The sequence below is a fragment of the Paenibacillus sp. FSL H8-0175 genome (genome assembly GCF_045040615.1).
GTDB lineage: Bacteria > Bacillota > Bacilli > Paenibacillales > Paenibacillaceae > Paenibacillus_AQ > Paenibacillus_AQ odorifer.
On the sequence record NZ_CP150299.1, the window covers coordinates 4373452 to 4388278 of the forward strand.

Annotated in this window: 13 protein-coding genes; 3 read left to right on the top strand and 10 right to left on the bottom strand. The window is 45.4% G+C overall.

What is annotated here, in order from left to right; translation table 11 throughout:
* Positions 1 to 3 precede the first annotated feature (3 nt).
* The 3 genes from MHH46_RS19465 to MHH46_RS19475 are packed head-to-tail and all read right to left on the bottom strand — an operon-like array spanning position 4 to position 3437.
* Positions 4 to 837 (bottom strand): energy-coupling factor transporter transmembrane protein EcfT, encoded by an 834-nt coding sequence (locus tag MHH46_RS19465; RefSeq protein ID WP_076100351.1) that lies wholly within the window; start codon positions 835 to 837, stop codon positions 4 to 6.
* Positions 824 to 2566, bottom strand: a complete 1743-nt coding sequence (locus MHH46_RS19470) for an ABC transporter ATP-binding protein (protein WP_076190851.1) — start codon at positions 2564 to 2566, stop codon at positions 824 to 826. The genes MHH46_RS19465 and MHH46_RS19470 overlap by 14 nt, the downstream gene beginning before the upstream one ends.
* Positions 2559 to 3437 carry a cell division protein FtsQ gene (locus tag MHH46_RS19475; RefSeq protein ID WP_076127114.1) on the bottom strand — a complete coding sequence of 293 codons (879 nt, stop codon included), beginning with the start codon at positions 3435 to 3437 and terminating at the stop codon, positions 2559 to 2561. Before MHH46_RS19475 ends, MHH46_RS19470 begins: the two co-directional genes overlap by 8 nt.
* Before the next feature lie 181 nt (positions 3438 to 3618).
* Between MHH46_RS19475 and MHH46_RS19480 the strand changes: the two genes are divergently transcribed.
* Positions 3619 to 4452 carry a MurR/RpiR family transcriptional regulator gene (locus tag MHH46_RS19480; RefSeq protein WP_076127116.1) on the top strand — a complete coding sequence of 278 codons (834 nt, stop codon included), beginning with the start codon at positions 3619 to 3621 and terminating at the stop codon, positions 4450 to 4452.
* A 31-nt stretch (positions 4453 to 4483) separates the two neighbouring features.
* Here MHH46_RS19480 and MHH46_RS19485 read toward each other — a convergent pair whose 3' ends face one another.
* The 3 genes from MHH46_RS19485 to MHH46_RS19495 form a co-directional block, all read right to left on the bottom strand.
* Positions 4484 to 4744, bottom strand: a complete 261-nt coding sequence (locus MHH46_RS19485) for a helix-turn-helix domain-containing protein (protein ID WP_076190848.1) — start codon at positions 4742 to 4744, stop codon at positions 4484 to 4486.
* Between the two features lie 15 nt (positions 4745 to 4759).
* Positions 4760 to 5752, bottom strand: a complete 993-nt coding sequence (locus MHH46_RS19490) for a hypothetical protein (protein WP_076190846.1) — start codon at positions 5750 to 5752, stop codon at positions 4760 to 4762.
* A gap of 1026 nt (positions 5753 to 6778) precedes the next feature.
* Positions 6779 to 7081 carry a DUF6809 family protein gene (locus MHH46_RS19495; protein WP_076100341.1) on the bottom strand — a complete coding sequence of 101 codons (303 nt, stop codon included), beginning with the start codon at positions 7079 to 7081 and terminating at the stop codon, positions 6779 to 6781.
* 105 nt (positions 7082 to 7186) lie between these two features.
* On the opposite strand from MHH46_RS19495, the gene MHH46_RS19500 reads away from it, so the two are divergent.
* Positions 7187 to 7405, top strand: a complete 219-nt coding sequence (locus MHH46_RS19500) for a helix-turn-helix domain-containing protein (RefSeq protein ID WP_076190842.1) — start codon at positions 7187 to 7189, stop codon at positions 7403 to 7405.
* Between the two features lie 60 nt (positions 7406 to 7465).
* Entirely contained in the window at positions 7466 to 7684 is a 219-nt protein-coding gene (locus MHH46_RS19505) for a helix-turn-helix domain-containing protein (protein WP_076190840.1), read from the top strand.
* A 97-nt stretch (positions 7685 to 7781) separates the two neighbouring features.
* Here MHH46_RS19505 and MHH46_RS19510 read toward each other — a convergent pair whose 3' ends face one another.
* The 4 genes from MHH46_RS19510 to MHH46_RS19525 form a co-directional block, all read right to left on the bottom strand.
* Positions 7782 to 9503: a helix-turn-helix domain-containing protein gene (locus MHH46_RS19510; protein ID WP_076190838.1), complete on the bottom strand. Its 1722-nt coding sequence runs from the start codon at positions 9501 to 9503 to the stop codon at positions 7782 to 7784.
* 108 nt (positions 9504 to 9611) lie between these two features.
* On the bottom strand, positions 9612 to 10388 hold the full coding sequence (locus MHH46_RS19515; protein WP_076190836.1) for an IucA/IucC family C-terminal-domain containing protein: 777 nt from the start codon (positions 10386 to 10388) through the stop codon (positions 9612 to 9614).
* A 1-nt stretch (position 10389) separates the two neighbouring features.
* Positions 10390 to 11439, bottom strand: coding sequence for an ABC transporter substrate-binding protein (locus MHH46_RS19520; RefSeq protein ID WP_076190834.1), 1050 nt, complete (start codon positions 11437 to 11439; stop codon positions 10390 to 10392).
* 403 nt (positions 11440 to 11842) lie between these two features.
* Positions 11843 to 14419: a glycosyl hydrolase gene (locus tag MHH46_RS19525; RefSeq protein ID WP_076190832.1), complete on the bottom strand. Its 2577-nt coding sequence runs from the start codon at positions 14417 to 14419 to the stop codon at positions 11843 to 11845.
* Positions 14420 to 14827: the final 408 nt, after the last annotated feature.

Below are 14827 nucleotides of genomic sequence, written 5' to 3' on the forward strand. Positions count from 1 at the left end.
ATGTTAATACACCAGTTCAGGGTAGAGATAACCAATACAGAATATCAAGATGACATAAGCAGTGGATCCGGATAAAAAGTACCAGTCGGACCGCTTCATTTTCAAATAAGATAACTTGATCTTCTTCACTTTCTTATTATTAAGGCCGTAGCTAAATCCCCGAGTCTCAAGTGCTTCAATCGTTGTTCGAGAACGTTTAGCTGTGTTCAACATGAGCGGGTAAAATGCCAGAATGACGATTCGCAAATAATACGTTATTGTTCGCCAATAGAAAATTCCATGTTGAAGCGGTCGTTGCCCTCTCAATCTAAAGGAAAGTAGGATCTGATGGAATTCCTCTAGTAAAGTAGGCAAAATACGATAGCCATAAGATAAGCTGAATGCAAAGGTATCAGGGATTCCTAAAGACAGTAAGCCGTCACTAAGTCGTTCCGGATCAAGACTAGAGAAAACCGTTATACTCGCCAGCGAAATCACCGAAAGCTTAAGCGTCAGTGTCAGCATAGGCAGCAAGGATTCAATCCCCCCACCGAAAAAGAGCGACAATATAAACATCCAGCCAATCTGGCTGATTAAGCCGAGACATAATATAAAAATAATATAAGGGCTGACCCGGGAGAGGACGGTCGTTAAAACCATAAGCACGAACATCCCTAACAGGATTGTCCGGTTATGTACAAACCAAGGCACGATGGCAAAAAAGAGATACCAGAGCAGCAGGGTTCGCGGATCCAGCCTGCCCAGAAAAGTGCTGCTGCTGTTATATGCGGTCCCGAGTAACTCCAATTTGATTTGTTCTACAGATATACGGTCAAGTGCCCGTTTAACAGCTTCCATGGATTGCAGCTACCTCCTTCTTTTCCACTAAACTCACAAACTCTTCTAAGCTACTGCAAATTCTAGGGAGACCGAGCATACGACTTAGCTCCATCAATTGGGTCTGTGCCAGACCCGTACGCCGTAAAAGAAGGCCGTCAGCGAAAATTTCATCCTTCGTCCCATCCGCAATTATCCGCCCTTGATGCATTACAATTATTCTGCTGGCCCATTCAGAGACAAGCTGCATATCATGAGTTGCGATGACGACCGTCTTCACATGATTACGAAGCGTCTCCAGCACATGTACCATTTCTTGTTTGGTCGAAATGTCCAGATTAGCTGTCGGTTCATCAAGCAACATGATAGCAGGCCTAACCGCGGCACCAATCGCCAAGGATACCCGGCGCTGCTGCCCTCCACTTAACAGTCGGGCATCCCGTTCAGCCAGCTCGCTTAAGCGAAACGCCTTTAGCATCTCATCCACTCTTTCATCCGTATCTGGTAGTTTCCGCGCCTTCAGATAATAAGCGATTTCCTTACGCACAGAATCCTCGATAAACATTTCCTCCGGATTCTGGAATACATAAGCTACCGTACCGGAGAGACGTTCAGGCGGCAACCCGTTCACCGTCATTTCTTTAACCTTTACGGTTCCAGCTGTAGGTCTGACAATACCAGCAATCAGCTTCATTAATGAAGATTTACCTGCTCCGTTGTTGCCAATAAGAGCAATGGACTCTCCCTGCCCCAGTTCTAGCTGAATTCCATTCAGTACAGGATGCAGCACCTTATGAATCGTACGGTAAGAGAGGTGAACATTCTCCAGCTGAACGATAGAATTTTTTTCTTTTGCAGCTATGGGGAGCTGCTCTTGCATACGTCCGATTGGAAGTGTCTCCTTGGCATCCTGACGAAGCGTCATACGGGTACTGCCTTCCTCAGCATTTAAGGGAAGCAGCTTTGACTTCTGATCATCAGGCTGTAGCAGCCAAGCCGCCCGGGTCACATCCGGTGGGTAAATGCCCAGCTCTAGCAATTCTTGTACAGATGACAAAGCTTCACGCACAGGCTTCTGCCAGCGCATTTTCCCCTGATCCATCAGGACAACATTTTTGCAATAATCCGCAATAAATTCCGCATGATGCTCAATCACTACAATGGTCTTTCCATGCTCCTCATTCAAACGCTGCAAAATATCATAGATATGACGGGCATGCTGCGGATCCAGCTGGGCTACGGGTTCGTCGATCACCAGAATTTCCGGATCCATAGCTAGGGCTCCAGCTAGAGCGAGCAGATGTTTTTGCCCACCACTTAACTGCCAAATAAATTCATGCCTCAAGTCACTAAGTCCGGTTAGCGCCAGCGCACGCTCTCCCCGTTCCCTGTAATCCGTAAACCCATAATTTAGAGGTGTAAAAGACACATCATCAAGCACTGTCGGTCGTACCAATTGATTCTCGAAATCCTGATAAACATAACCGATACGTTTGGACAGCTCTGCTACACTTTTTCCATCCGCAGATTGGCCGCAAACTGTCACCTCTCCACTGAAATCACCAGTGTAATAATGTGGAATTAAGCCGTTAAAGCATTTGCAGAGAGTAGATTTCCCGGAGCCATTACTGCCGATGATCGCAATAAAATCCCCTTCCCCCAGTCGTAAGTCTACGTCTTGCAATACTGGTTGTTCGGCTCCCGGATACGTAAAGTTAATTTTGTTCAATTCAAGAATTGTATTACGCATCTGCTTGACCCGCTTCCTGTCTTTTTCGTGCCGAACGCCGAAGCAGTGCAATAATCGCCGTTGCCGCTACAACAGCCGCTACCAACATACTGAGCCAAATCAAGGTCTTTTCATTCGATTCCGCGCCTGCAAGCTCAAAATCACCGAAGTTCCAGCCCGATTCCGATAACAATTCCGAACCCACCGCTACCATCACTAGAAAGGTTCCGGCAATGACCAGCTTAGGAGATAGCCATGCTCCTGTTGCATATTTCATATTCCGCTCACGCGGCTTCATGCCGAGCAAAGGTTCAATTTTTCCATATAAACGCGGAACCAGATACATGGTAGGAATCAGCGCGAACAAAATGCCGGAGAAAAGGACATCATTCAGGAACCCTACTCCCTCAATTACAACGATACTTTCTGCCAGCCCTTTAACAGCCTCTAGCTCTTCTACCCCTACCCATACCTTCACAATATCTATAACGGAGCTAAAAAACTGGTGAATCGCCACGCCGGTAATCGCAGCCACTCCAACTTGTCTTCGATTTTTCGGATCAGACACCATACGGCCTGCGGTATACATCGCCAGTGAGAAGGTAATGAATTTCTCCAGCTCCCCTAAACCTCCAAATTGGCCTAACATCAATTCCCCGAAGATTACCTCACCAACAGCTGCTCCGACCGCCGCATATAAGGGGTGAAACAACATACATAATGTCAAAGGAATGAAGGCGAAATATTCAATGGATAATTCAATCGGGCCCAGTTTGATCCCAGGCACTAGCTCGGTAAACATATTGGACAACCCGTAAAGCGACATCGACAGTACAAAAATCATCATTTTTTGTGACTGAGTCAGTGTGTAACGCGTTTTTATCGTGCTCATGAAATATTTGGCCTCCCAATAAGAATTTATCTTCATTATAAGAAGGCCATGTCATCACAGCTTTTTTCATTTGTTAAATGAGAGTAATATTTTTTTCAATATTTTTAACGTTGTAAAAATATTTACAACATATTCACACGTTATATTCTATCTATCGCATCATCATAGGAGGATTGAGAGATTGTATAAAGATTGGAACCACCGCGCTTTTTCGCCTAATCAACGGATAATTGCCGACTTTATTCAAAAAAATGAGCAACGTGTGGTCTACATGACCGAACAAGAAATGGCAGACGAGCTGCATTTGAGCATCGCCTCCGTTTCACGGTTCTGGAAAGCTGCGGGATACAAACATGCCAAAGATTTTAAAAACCGGCTCCGTTTCCGCTTTGAATCCACACCTTCTGTAAAAATGCGTGATGCCATGCAGCGATCAGACGATACCTCACTCCCTCAACTGCTGCTGGACAATTGTTCACATCATTTGCAAGAAACACGCCGCTATTTAAGCGACGATGTACTAAAGCGTGCAGTGGATGCGATATCTACAGCTCGGATTATTTATGTATACAGCCCTGGACCTTGCGCCGGATTAGCAGAGCTAATGATCTATCGAATGGCGCGTTTTGGTCTTCAAATGAAAAAAATGGCCCCCAGCGGCCATGAGCTGCTAGAGACCTTAATGCATGCTGACAAACAAGATGTCTTGCTTGTCTTTGGATTTGTGCAAATACTGCCTGAGATTGAAGTCATACTGAACCATGCACGTGAAGCAAATTACCAGGTCATCCTGATCACAGATAGACTTGTCTACCCGCGATCCCAAGATGCAGATATCGTGCTTTATGCGGGGAGAGGTGAGGTTTGGGAGTTCCATTCCATGGTTGGCCCCACCTATATTATTGAGAATCTGATCCTTGGAGTGGGATTAGCGAATAGGGACAGTAGTCTAAGCAAGCTGGATAAATTGCAGCAATTGCGCGCGCAGTATGGGGGGAAGCTCCCACGGAGTTAGGTTTAGATTTGACTGCAAGGATAAGGGGAATTTAATTCATTCCTAAAGCTTCTTTAATTTGTGGGATAGATAAACCGTTTGCTTTCATTTCTTTGATCCAAAGAATGCGCGCGACGGTTTCTTCTCTTTTATATCTGCGTGTTAAATTCTCCTCTGCCTGTTCAAAGGGCAGCATGCCTTCTTCTGTATAATGTTTGAGTGTACTATAACGAGTATTTGTGATTCTTACTAATTCCCCTATCGATACATATTCTGACGCCATAATATTCTCCATGGATCGTTGTCTAGACATTGATAACCAACTCCTTTACAGCGGGCGCTTCGGAATAAGACGCACACCTTGAATTGGCACTTTCATCATTACAAAATGTGGGATCGCATCGTAGAGCAAATTATCAATTTTAAGAGTCGCAATCGATCCTCTCTCCAGCACCTTAACTTCATGTCCATAGGACATTAATCTTGTAATAACTGCGTCTAACCTTTGATTAGAATTATCAAACCAGGACTCTGTTTCTATAAAGACAGCTCGTGATCGCTCTAGGGCAGGGAAGATAAGATTGAGACTACTGCCGATAAAGGTCTTCGCAAACTTTGTCTTCAATGCTAAAAAACGTTTGATACCTAACTCAACTCCCTGGCGAATTTGTATAGGAAACAGCGCCTTTGCCCATAAGTTACTTTGGTATAGATCATGTAATTTGATATTCACCTCTTCTAATTCGTTCAGCGAGAAGAAATCATGCATACATCCACATTCACGAAGTAGCCATAGCATACAAATGACCTCATCTGTTACTGGGCCCTCTTCCAAAATCTCTGCCCGCATATTCTCTGTAATGCTTGTGTACGCCTCCATATTACTGCGATAGGCTCTAATTTCAACTTCAGCAGAATCAAAATACATATCGCTTCCTATCAGGCTTGGTATATCTTCAAGCAAATTCATTGCTTGAAGATAATCTGAAATCGCGGTTTCGAACTTTTTTAATTGATGGTTAGACTTCCTCGAAGCCTTCTTTAACCACCAATTTAGGTCACCCGTTACCCCAGCACTATTATGAAGTAAGGGTTGTAGAACAGTTTCTCTATAGAGTGTTGAATGAGATTGATCAAGTGCTTCCTTGTGCAAAGTTAACTTGTTCTCAGATTGTGTAAAACATCCCTCTAAGTAAAGCTCCAATATAACCGCTGCTGCCATGCAGCGCAAAGACACTTTCTTAACAGTAGTCATCTGAAGACTTCTCTGTGCATTAAGCGCGATCAATGAAAAACTTGGTGCTAATTTAAGATCCATCATAACCATCCACCCCTATCCATTAATTCATATTTACAGGATGATATTTATTCCGTATGGTGAGCGTTTGATTTACTTGCTACTTACTACTTACTACTTACTACTTACTACTTACTACTTACAATACACCATCTTTACAATAATTGTCAATGGTCTGGAATAACGTAAAGAAGGCCCTGCCCTTAATGGTCAAGCCCCGATTTTACAGGCACCAAAAAAAAGACCCTAGGCTATAAGCTGCTTCCGGTAATCAACCAGGGTATCTTAGAAACAGGAGGATCAGTTCTAACGGGAATTTATGTAGCCAATGAAGCAATTGAAGCATCCGGCTGGTCACAAAAAAGAAGTCGCCTTGTAAAGCTAAATAAAGAAGGCTGGCCATGTAAGCCTGCCTTCTTTATTCACTCAGATCAATAAGTAATTTGGTTAACTCTAGATTTTCAACCTTGTCTTCTTTGACGACAAAGGCAAGGGAAGGATGATAGAATCCTTCGTCAAGCTTGGTAACGTTCACCCAATAGTTAACAACACCATCTACTTTCTTTTCGCTGCGGGATGCCTCAGGGATAGCTGCAATGATATCCTTTTCACTGCTTCCGATACCGATATTTTTATCCGTCCTAAGCGAAGAAAGAGAGCTAATCGGTATATCAACTACGCCTCCGACTGGCTTAGTTTCTCACTACGGTAAAACTGATCGTCAAATTATCTTTTTCATATAACCAGCGCATGTTAAGAGGTTCCCCCACTTCCGTCATCCGTTTCGAATGAATTCCCGCTCCGCTTTTTTCAAATGCTTTAATGAATTTTCGAAAGAATATGGAAACTTAGTCCTAAGTTTAGAGAGTTTTTCAACCTCTCCCATAGCGATAGCTTCCTTAATAGCAGGAACCAACTTCGCTTGAATAATGCCCCAACTTTCTGCCTGAAGAAGTTCGTCTATCAACATATGCGGTTTGGAATGATATTGTTCAATTTTTGTTCTCCTCTTCTCGATTTCTACCCTCTAATAGCTCTATCTTTATTTTTTCAAGACATAGCTTCTCCCTTAGAGTGTATAAGTTCATCCTTATGTTCTAATACTTCTATTATCATAGCAGCCCCCGTTCTGAATCCGAGAGTATAGGCGGAAGCGGATGAGATAGAGTTCTGCATGCCACTCAGATCCAAGGCTTGTTCAATCATAGTAAAGTCTTCTATAGATAACTTTGCTTTTAGGATGTCCATAAACTCTGAGATTAGCTTGGAGTTCTGTATATACTCGGGATCGCGTAAACACAAAAGTTCACTTGGACAGATTTTCCCGTAATATAAATCCTCCAAAAGACTCACCAGTCATCCCTCCCAAATCATCTCTTCAATCATCTTAGCGAATTTATCGCTAAAAATCAATAGCGAATAATTCGCTAAGATATGCTTGCCTTGGAGGTGTTTAGTATGTATCAACGTATCCGAGATTTGCGTGAAGATAAAGATTTAACTCAAACCCAAATAGCAGAGTATTTGCAATGCAGCCAGAGGATTTATAGTAATTATGAACGCGGTGATGTTGATATTCCCACGGCCATTCTGATTAAGCTAGCAGATTATCATAAGACGAGTACTGACTATTTACTAAACAGAACGAACCAAAAAACTCCTTACTCTAAAAGTTAAATTTAAAGAATGAGTAGATATCGCAGTTTTCAAAGGATTTCATTCTTATGCTGATGAGCATTGTACACAGGAATCCGTGATTTACGCGAAGACAAAGATCTGACACAGCAACAAATAGAGGAGCTTTTACATATTACACAAGCCACCTACTCCCGCTATGAAAATGGAAATTTGGATGTTCCGAGCGCCGTTTTAATTACGCTAGCTAATTTCTATAAAGTAAGCATCGACTATATTTTAGGTCAGACAGATAATTCTAAATGCTATCCCAACAAATAATAATCCGCAGCACAAACAAGCTCCTGTGATAATCACAGGAGCTGTTCACGTTTAGGCTAAAAATAGCCTGAAATTAGCGGTTGCTCTTAGATACCGCTCAGGCCAGCAAGGTACGGGCTACCTGATCCACAATGTAATTGATACCTGTCGGTCCGTAGCAGCCGATCCATGTAGCGGCATCTACCGGGTATATATACGGTCGCTCATCGGAATCCAACATCCCTCGGACGCTTTGCTCTGTCGCAGATATCCCCTCCTGCATCATCTCGTTACTAAGTAAAAAATAATGGCTGGCATGCACAGCCGGCAGTCTATCAACTGTAATATGATAAGCCGTGTCGGAAGTGTCTGCGACAAATAGAGGAGCTGGCAGACCAAGATCCCGGTACAGCACGGCACCTGTGCGATGGGAGGCAGTATGCACCCGTACCAGCGACTCACGCGGACGGATCAAGGCCACGCTCTGACCCGCCAGCGCCGTTGCAAGCTGCTCAGACAGCAATGCTGTTCGGCGCAGGTAATCCGCAATAATACGTCCCACCTCTGTCCGCTTGTCCGTCAATTCACCGAACAGGCCCAAAATCGTCTGCCAGCTCTCATTCCGTTGAAACATTAGGGTTGGCGCAATCCGGTTTAACCGTTCATAATGCTGGGCATGCACCTCAGTACAGACAATTAAATCCGGTCGCAGCCGTTCAACAGCTTGCAGGTCCGGGTACTCATAAGTTCCGAGCATTTCCGTTGTCTTAAGCCTTTCCCTGATATATTGGGGGAATTTTAACGCTGCACTACCCGTTCCTACACTCCCTGCCGGAGATATCCCAAGCGCAAGCAAATGGTCTGCATATTGAACGTCGAGTACGGCGATACGCCTCGGAGAAGCGGTGACGCAATATTCGCCTCGCATATGACAAATTACCGGGCCTTGCAGCGACTGGTACGATGAGGCCAGGCGATCCGGCAGCCCAGAATATGCTGAGAGAGCACTGATCCCTGAAGCAGCAGTGCGCCTGTAGATCTGCGGGGGAACTCCGTGATATTTCTTAAATGCCCTGCTAAAGTAATACATGTCGCGATAGCCCGTTTTTTCGGCAATTTCGCCGATGGGAGCATCCGTATGACGCAACATCCGCTCGGCACTCTCCATCCGCAGCTGGATTACATATTCCATCGGTCCTAGTAACTTCTCCTGTTTGAATCGCCGCTGTAACTGTCTTGTACTGCATCCGGCAAGCGCTGCCAGCTCCTTAAGCTCCAGCTCCTGACGATAATGCCCCGCTATATAGGCAGCGACAACATCCACCATATCCGCCTCTGTGCCTTTCTGACCACATTCATACTCCATAATAAGCTCGTAAAGCATTCCTTGCAGTAGCGCATTCGCATGGAAACGCTCCAGCCCTTCGCCCCGGCTCCATTTGGCTTCGATTTGTTCCGCAGTCTGATGCAGTTCAGCCAGGAGCACAGGACGGTGAACAAATGAAGTGCGTAACGGGTGATTGCGCTGCGGAAACAGAACATGGGCAGCCCCCAACATTGGAAAAGCCTTGTACATAATAACGGTATAATGAATGGTTTCTGATCCAGCAGTCAAAGTAAATGCTGATCCCTTGACTGCGTGACAAGCGAAATAGGCCTGGACATGGCAAATTTGGCCATTCATCACAAGCCTACCTTCCCCGCCGCCTGCCAGCAGCAATACATTGGCTGTTAATCCGGTTTCGCTCATAACGCCGCCGGGTGGCAAAGTACCGCTGCGCACATCAAGCATCTTGATCGTTGTATCACTCCATAAACTTGCCTGTTCTTTCAGCGGCATTTCTCTCATCTCCTGACAATAGCATCCTCTGTTAAACGGGCGCACTCGAATAGGATTACATACTTTAGTGAAAGCGCGTCCGCAACATAAGTGAGTGCGTTGCTGTTGTCATTTTAATTGAGATTCATTCTCATTGTCAATTTTCGGACATTTCCCGCAATATTCCGCCGACATCCTGTAATAAAAACAGCAGGTGATACGTTTCTTTTTTGCAACCGGAGCTAGGTCATTGTTCTCTGTGAACCGGGTAAATGGATTGCGTCTTGCGCCGAACAATTGTCCGGGAGCTATCCGGGTCAGGAAGGCAAAATCTGCTTGCATTCGTTGCCTTTCTTGCCCTAATTCACCTGTTCCAGGAGAATACAGCGGAGCAATACGTACCATAATATTCTCCCAAAGTACTGCCATGGAGACGGGACCAATTGCAGCAAGCGTATGCAGCAGCGGCGCAAGACGTACCGCGAAAATTTCCTCTACGATCTCTTCTCGCCACGCTTCCCTGTCTTCCGGTGCCGCCGTCGCTCGAAGCCCGTTCAGCGCAAGGAAAGGAAAACGCGTATCCCCTTTAAAAGCTGGGGAGGCCGGATGATAGAGGAAGCTGTTCTCCAGCGGGATGGAGACTTCCCGGTTATGAAGGGTCATAGCGGTCAGCAGCGGCGCGATCCACAGATAACCGATCCGCTTGGCCAGCATGGAAGCGGCAACCTGCAGATCAGGCGCACCGATATAACCCTTAAGCCAGCTTACATACTCGCGGCATGCAGCTTCTTCGTGCAACTGGCTAAGGGCAATTGTCCGAACGTTGCCTTCAGGCGGTTCACCTACCCACAGACGGTATTCCTCCGCCATTTGCTTCCAGGTGGCAGACGACAGATAGTTGTCCATTTTAATGCGATCCCAACAGCGCTTCCGCGGTTTGATCTACAATAATGTTGAGGGCAATTGGCCCATAATAAGCGATCCATAGCGTTGAATTCACATTGTATACGCGGTTATTTTTAACGGCATCATGAGATTTCCAGACCGGACTGTTCGCCATTGCCTCTGCCTCTTTGGCAAACAATTCATCCGATAACAGGAAATAGTGATCTGCTCCGATATCAGCGATGGTCTCCATCGAAATTTCAACGGAGGTATCATCTTTGATCTCCTGAACGAATGCAGGGATATTCAATCCCAAATCCTCATAAAGAATGCTTCCGGTCCGATGTTCGGGACCGTGTACGCGAATACCTTCCGGTCTTGGGCGAATCAGAGCTACCGTTTCGTCACCCAGCTTCGCCGACAGCTGCTCCCGCAGTCCGACGATTTTGTCCTCGTAGGCTTGACGCACTACCTTCGCCTCCGCCTGCTTGCCCGTTATCATACCGATGGTAGCCGATGTATCCCGCCAATCTTCATAGAAGTCGAGTACTATTGTGGGCGCTATTTTACTGACGCTGTCATACACCTGCTCCTGAAAGTCGGTCATCAATATAAGATCCGGATTCATCGCTACAATAGCTTCAAGATTGGGCTCATCGCGTGTGCCCAGGACCTTCACATCACCCAATTGTTCACTTAAATATTCTGGAAACTTTGCATCTTTCGCTCCAGCCACAACGCTGCCTGCCGGATGCTCGCCTATCGCTAACAATTGATCGACGAATTTCACATCAAGCGCGGCGATGACCTTCGGCTTCTCAGTCAGTGTATATTCACCCTTCATATGCGAGATGGTAACCGGGAAGGCTGTAGTCTGAGCCTGTTTCTCAGATGTAGGTGACGGCTCGGCTGAAGCAGATGGCAGTGCGGCAGTGCCCGCATTTGCTCCACCTCCAGTACCGCAAGCCGTTAGCACAAGTACCAGTGCCATCATCCATATCATTAATAGTCCTGCTTTTTGGGCAGCATCTACCTTTCTACCGGTTGCTTGCCTCTTCTTTGTTCTTTTCATGCTGACTCCCCCTTATGTATGATAATGATTTTCATTATCAGATCAATAAAGCGAGTATAATCTATCTTCATACTCTATTTCCATGTACTTTTGCGACATTGCAGCCGGATTAATGCGACATTGCACACCATAGGAACGACTCAGGAGAATCGCGACTGACTACAAAATTCCACAGAAGCACCTAAATCCCTAATTTTAACAAAAATTTCTTTGCTCCTGTTCTGAAAATAGCCAACACAGTCGATGATAATCTCGCTCAATTCAAACTTTTCCTTCTCCAGAAACTGATCATCGAGCAATCTGGCTACTTCAGAAATGGTTCTTCCATTGCACTCCCTGCTTCTTCCCAAAATGAAAAAAGGTATCTTTGTATTACACAAAGATACCTTTTTTCATTAAAAGCTTACGGCTCAATCCCCCACACAAGCTGACCATTCATATACCCGGTGACCTGTTCATTGTTGATGAACTGACTGCTGGATGCCTTGAACGAATAATCATTAGCCTGGTTGTAATTGGACCAGTCGGTTTTGGAGAAACGGGTTTGAATTTCTGCGCTCTGACCTGGATTAAGTGTTCCAGCCGAACTCGGGAAACCAATTTCCAAAACATAATCGGCACTGGCAACAGGAGTCGCCAGCTTAACGAAATTGCCGGTTACATTCGCATTTCCGATGCTGGCCCAGTCGATCCAGAAACTCTGATCTTTCTCGCCATCAATCGTATAGTAATACCGGACCTTCACATCACTTAGTTGAATCGCTGAATCACCGGTATTGACTACTTTGATTTTGGGTGAAATCCCGTTGGTGGAGGCACTTGTGTTGCCATTAAAAGCTTGGACCGTCAAATCTCCAGTGGGTACTGGAACACTACTATCCGCTACGTTCACTGTAAGAACAGCATTATTTCCTCCATTAAAATGAAAGGTTAGGGTATTCTGTCCCAGCGGCAGCGTGGAAAGATAGGATTTTTTCAGAACAACAGCAGCGCTTGATGCCGTATAATCCTGACTCGCTAAAAGTGTGGAATTTCCATTTGTGATACTTGCAAGCTGGTGTCCATTTAAAGTAAGGGCTACGGAAATATCCTGGGCTAGATTCGCTGCTTTATCAAATGCAGCGCTCACGGGCGCAATGGATGCGCTTGGCGTGGAATCGACAATTTTCACTTTTAATACGGGATCTTGTCCTTTATTAAAATCAAAGATGATCGAATGCTCGCCAACCGGCAGTGTCGCCAGAAATGCTTTTTTGAGCAGCAGCGTATTTCCACTCAAGGTATAATCCTGAGTCGCTGTCAATGCATTGGCGCCTGTCCGGAGAGCGGTTAACGTATTGCCGTTTGAATTCACGGTGATGGCTTTGTCATTCTGATTGGAGGCATTTTTATCAAATTCGACGTTTGCAGGTGTGATAGACGCACTTGGAATTGGATTGTTAACCTTCAAATCAGGCAGCTCATCGAGCGTGATTACATAATTGCTTTGGTACAGCGTTGTTAAGGTGGCCGGATAATTAAAGGCGGAACTCATGAGATGCTCGCCATACCACGGTAAGAAATAGAGCCAGCCCGATTTTTCCTCTGTCAGATTCTGAACGCTTGGAACGGTGTCGTTCTCCGTCATGGCTACCATTTTCGTACCGCCGGTTAAATCAACAAGCTGATAGAAAATCGAGGTAATCGCGTCCTCATTGGGCACACCAGACAAACCGTCATAGCGGTTATAGATCGTGTTGTATTTATCATAGCCTACAATATCCACCTGATCATCGCCGGGATACCATGCGGGAGAAGTGCTGTACACATAGCTGTTGTAGGTCCAGATCAAATTGTGCAGACCGTACGTTTCTGTAAGTTCAGTATAGAGCAGGTCCCACAACTGCTTGTACACCTCCGAGCCTGCCGAAGCCCACCAGAACCATGCACCTTCTCCATTCAATCCACCGTTGCCCTCCGCCTCATGGAAGGGTCTGAAGATTACCGGCACATTGTTATTTTGCAGAATCTGCAGTTGCTCCGCCAAATCCCCAATGGCCAGTTGAACATATTGGTATTCTTTCGTACCTGGAACTACCGCATTGGCTGTATTAAAATTGGTTTCTGTCGGCTTATAGGTGGCTTTCTTCCAATCTACAAATTTCCCGAGCTGATAGGCGGTGAAATCTCGGGGCACAGTGATATGCCAGCTGTTTGTCGCGATCCCGCCCCGGTTATTCACCCAATCGATCATCCGGGCGGTCGTACCATCCTCCCAGCCGTAAAGCGGATTGTAATTCATCAGATCAAATCCGCGGATCGCCGGATACTTTCCCGTTAAATTGTGAATCCAATCAAACTCCAGCTCGGAATTGCCGTCATTTCCGCCTCCGTAAATCTCCTGCTGGCCGGAGATCATATGATTGCCGTAAACCTCCGTTAAATAATTCATCAGAAGCTGAGTTTCCGGAGTCGCTTGAGTATCGCTAAGGACAGGTTGCACATCCAGGGGATCAAGATCGGCATAATCCACAGTGAAGGTATCAAAATAAGCGAAACCCCAGCCAGCCTTCAGTTGAATAGTGTTGCTGCCTTGATTCAGCTTGTGATAGCCAAAATCGAAATTCGACCATGTGGTCGTATAGGGCAGCATATACGACCCCTTCGTAACGCCGTTAACGGCTAAAGATTGAAGCCTGCCGTCAGCACTGAGCTCCTGCATATAACGTGTGGAGATCGTATACATGCCGGTTTCCGGAACTGTCACTGTGAAGGTAATTGTACCGGAATTCTGCATCCAGACAAATCCGCTTCCGGAGTATCCGGGTTTGGGCTGTCCGTAAATTTGGGTTGTCACTTGAAGATCGGAGGTGAGCTGAGCATTTTCGCTTTCAATTGTGAAAAGTGCGTTGTCTGCATGAACGGGCGGCGCTGTCATCAATCCAAGTAGCAGAGTAAATGCCAGCATCATTGTGATTGCCTTCTTGAGCAAATTTTTCATTTCCACCTTTCCTCCCTATGTTAAATATGGTAAATAAAAGTTCAATATACCATCTCTTGGATGCGCTTTCATAGATAAGATAGCATATATTCCATATTTTGTAAATATACTAAATTGAAAAACTCCACATGCAAAAAAACTCCCACAAAAAATTATTGGAGGAGTTAAAAAACATTGATTCATGTGGACATTCCATCAATGAGAGGTACGTGTGGGTCAATAAATAGCTATATTTAATAGATATGACCAGGTTGTGGGATTGTTTTCAAGAGCTGCTTCTGACCAAGGGATCAGTTCACCGGTTTATGTGCCTTTTGCACAGATACATTGACTTCTCCTTTTTACAATGGAGCAAGGGCGACTACCTTTTTCATTCGTTTTCCTCCCTTCAACGAAAAAAAGCCGCTT

Bases quoted from the DNA above. Each gene is read 5' to 3' on its own strand.
- MHH46_RS19465 (WP_076100351.1), bottom strand. From the start codon at position 837: ATGGAAGCTGTTAAACGGGCACTTGACCGTATATCTGTAGAACAAATC.
- MHH46_RS19470 (WP_076190851.1), bottom strand. From the start codon at position 2,566: ATGCGTAATACAATTCTTGAATTGAACAAAATTAACTTTACGTATCCG.
- MHH46_RS19475 (WP_076127114.1), bottom strand. From the start codon at position 3,437: ATGAGCACGATAAAAACGCGTTACACACTGACTCAGTCACAAAAAATG.
- MHH46_RS19485 (WP_076190848.1), bottom strand. From the start codon at position 4,744: ATGTCTAGACAACGATCCATGGAGAATATTATGGCGTCAGAATATGTA.
- MHH46_RS19490 (WP_076190846.1), bottom strand. From the start codon at position 5,752: ATGATGGATCTTAAATTAGCACCAAGTTTTTCATTGATCGCGCTTAAT.
- MHH46_RS19500 (WP_076190842.1), top strand. From the start codon at position 7,187: ATGTATCAACGTATCCGAGATTTGCGTGAAGATAAAGATTTAACTCAA.
- MHH46_RS19510 (WP_076190838.1), bottom strand. From the start codon at position 9,503: ATGCCGCTGAAAGAACAGGCAAGTTTATGGAGTGATACAACGATCAAG.
- MHH46_RS19515 (WP_076190836.1), bottom strand. From the start codon at position 10,388: ATGGACAACTATCTGTCGTCTGCCACCTGGAAGCAAATGGCGGAGGAA.
- MHH46_RS19520 (WP_076190834.1), bottom strand. From the start codon at position 11,439: ATGAAAAGAACAAAGAAGAGGCAAGCAACCGGTAGAAAGGTAGATGCT.
- MHH46_RS19525 (WP_076190832.1), bottom strand. From the start codon at position 14,419: ATGAAAAATTTGCTCAAGAAGGCAATCACAATGATGCTGGCATTTACT.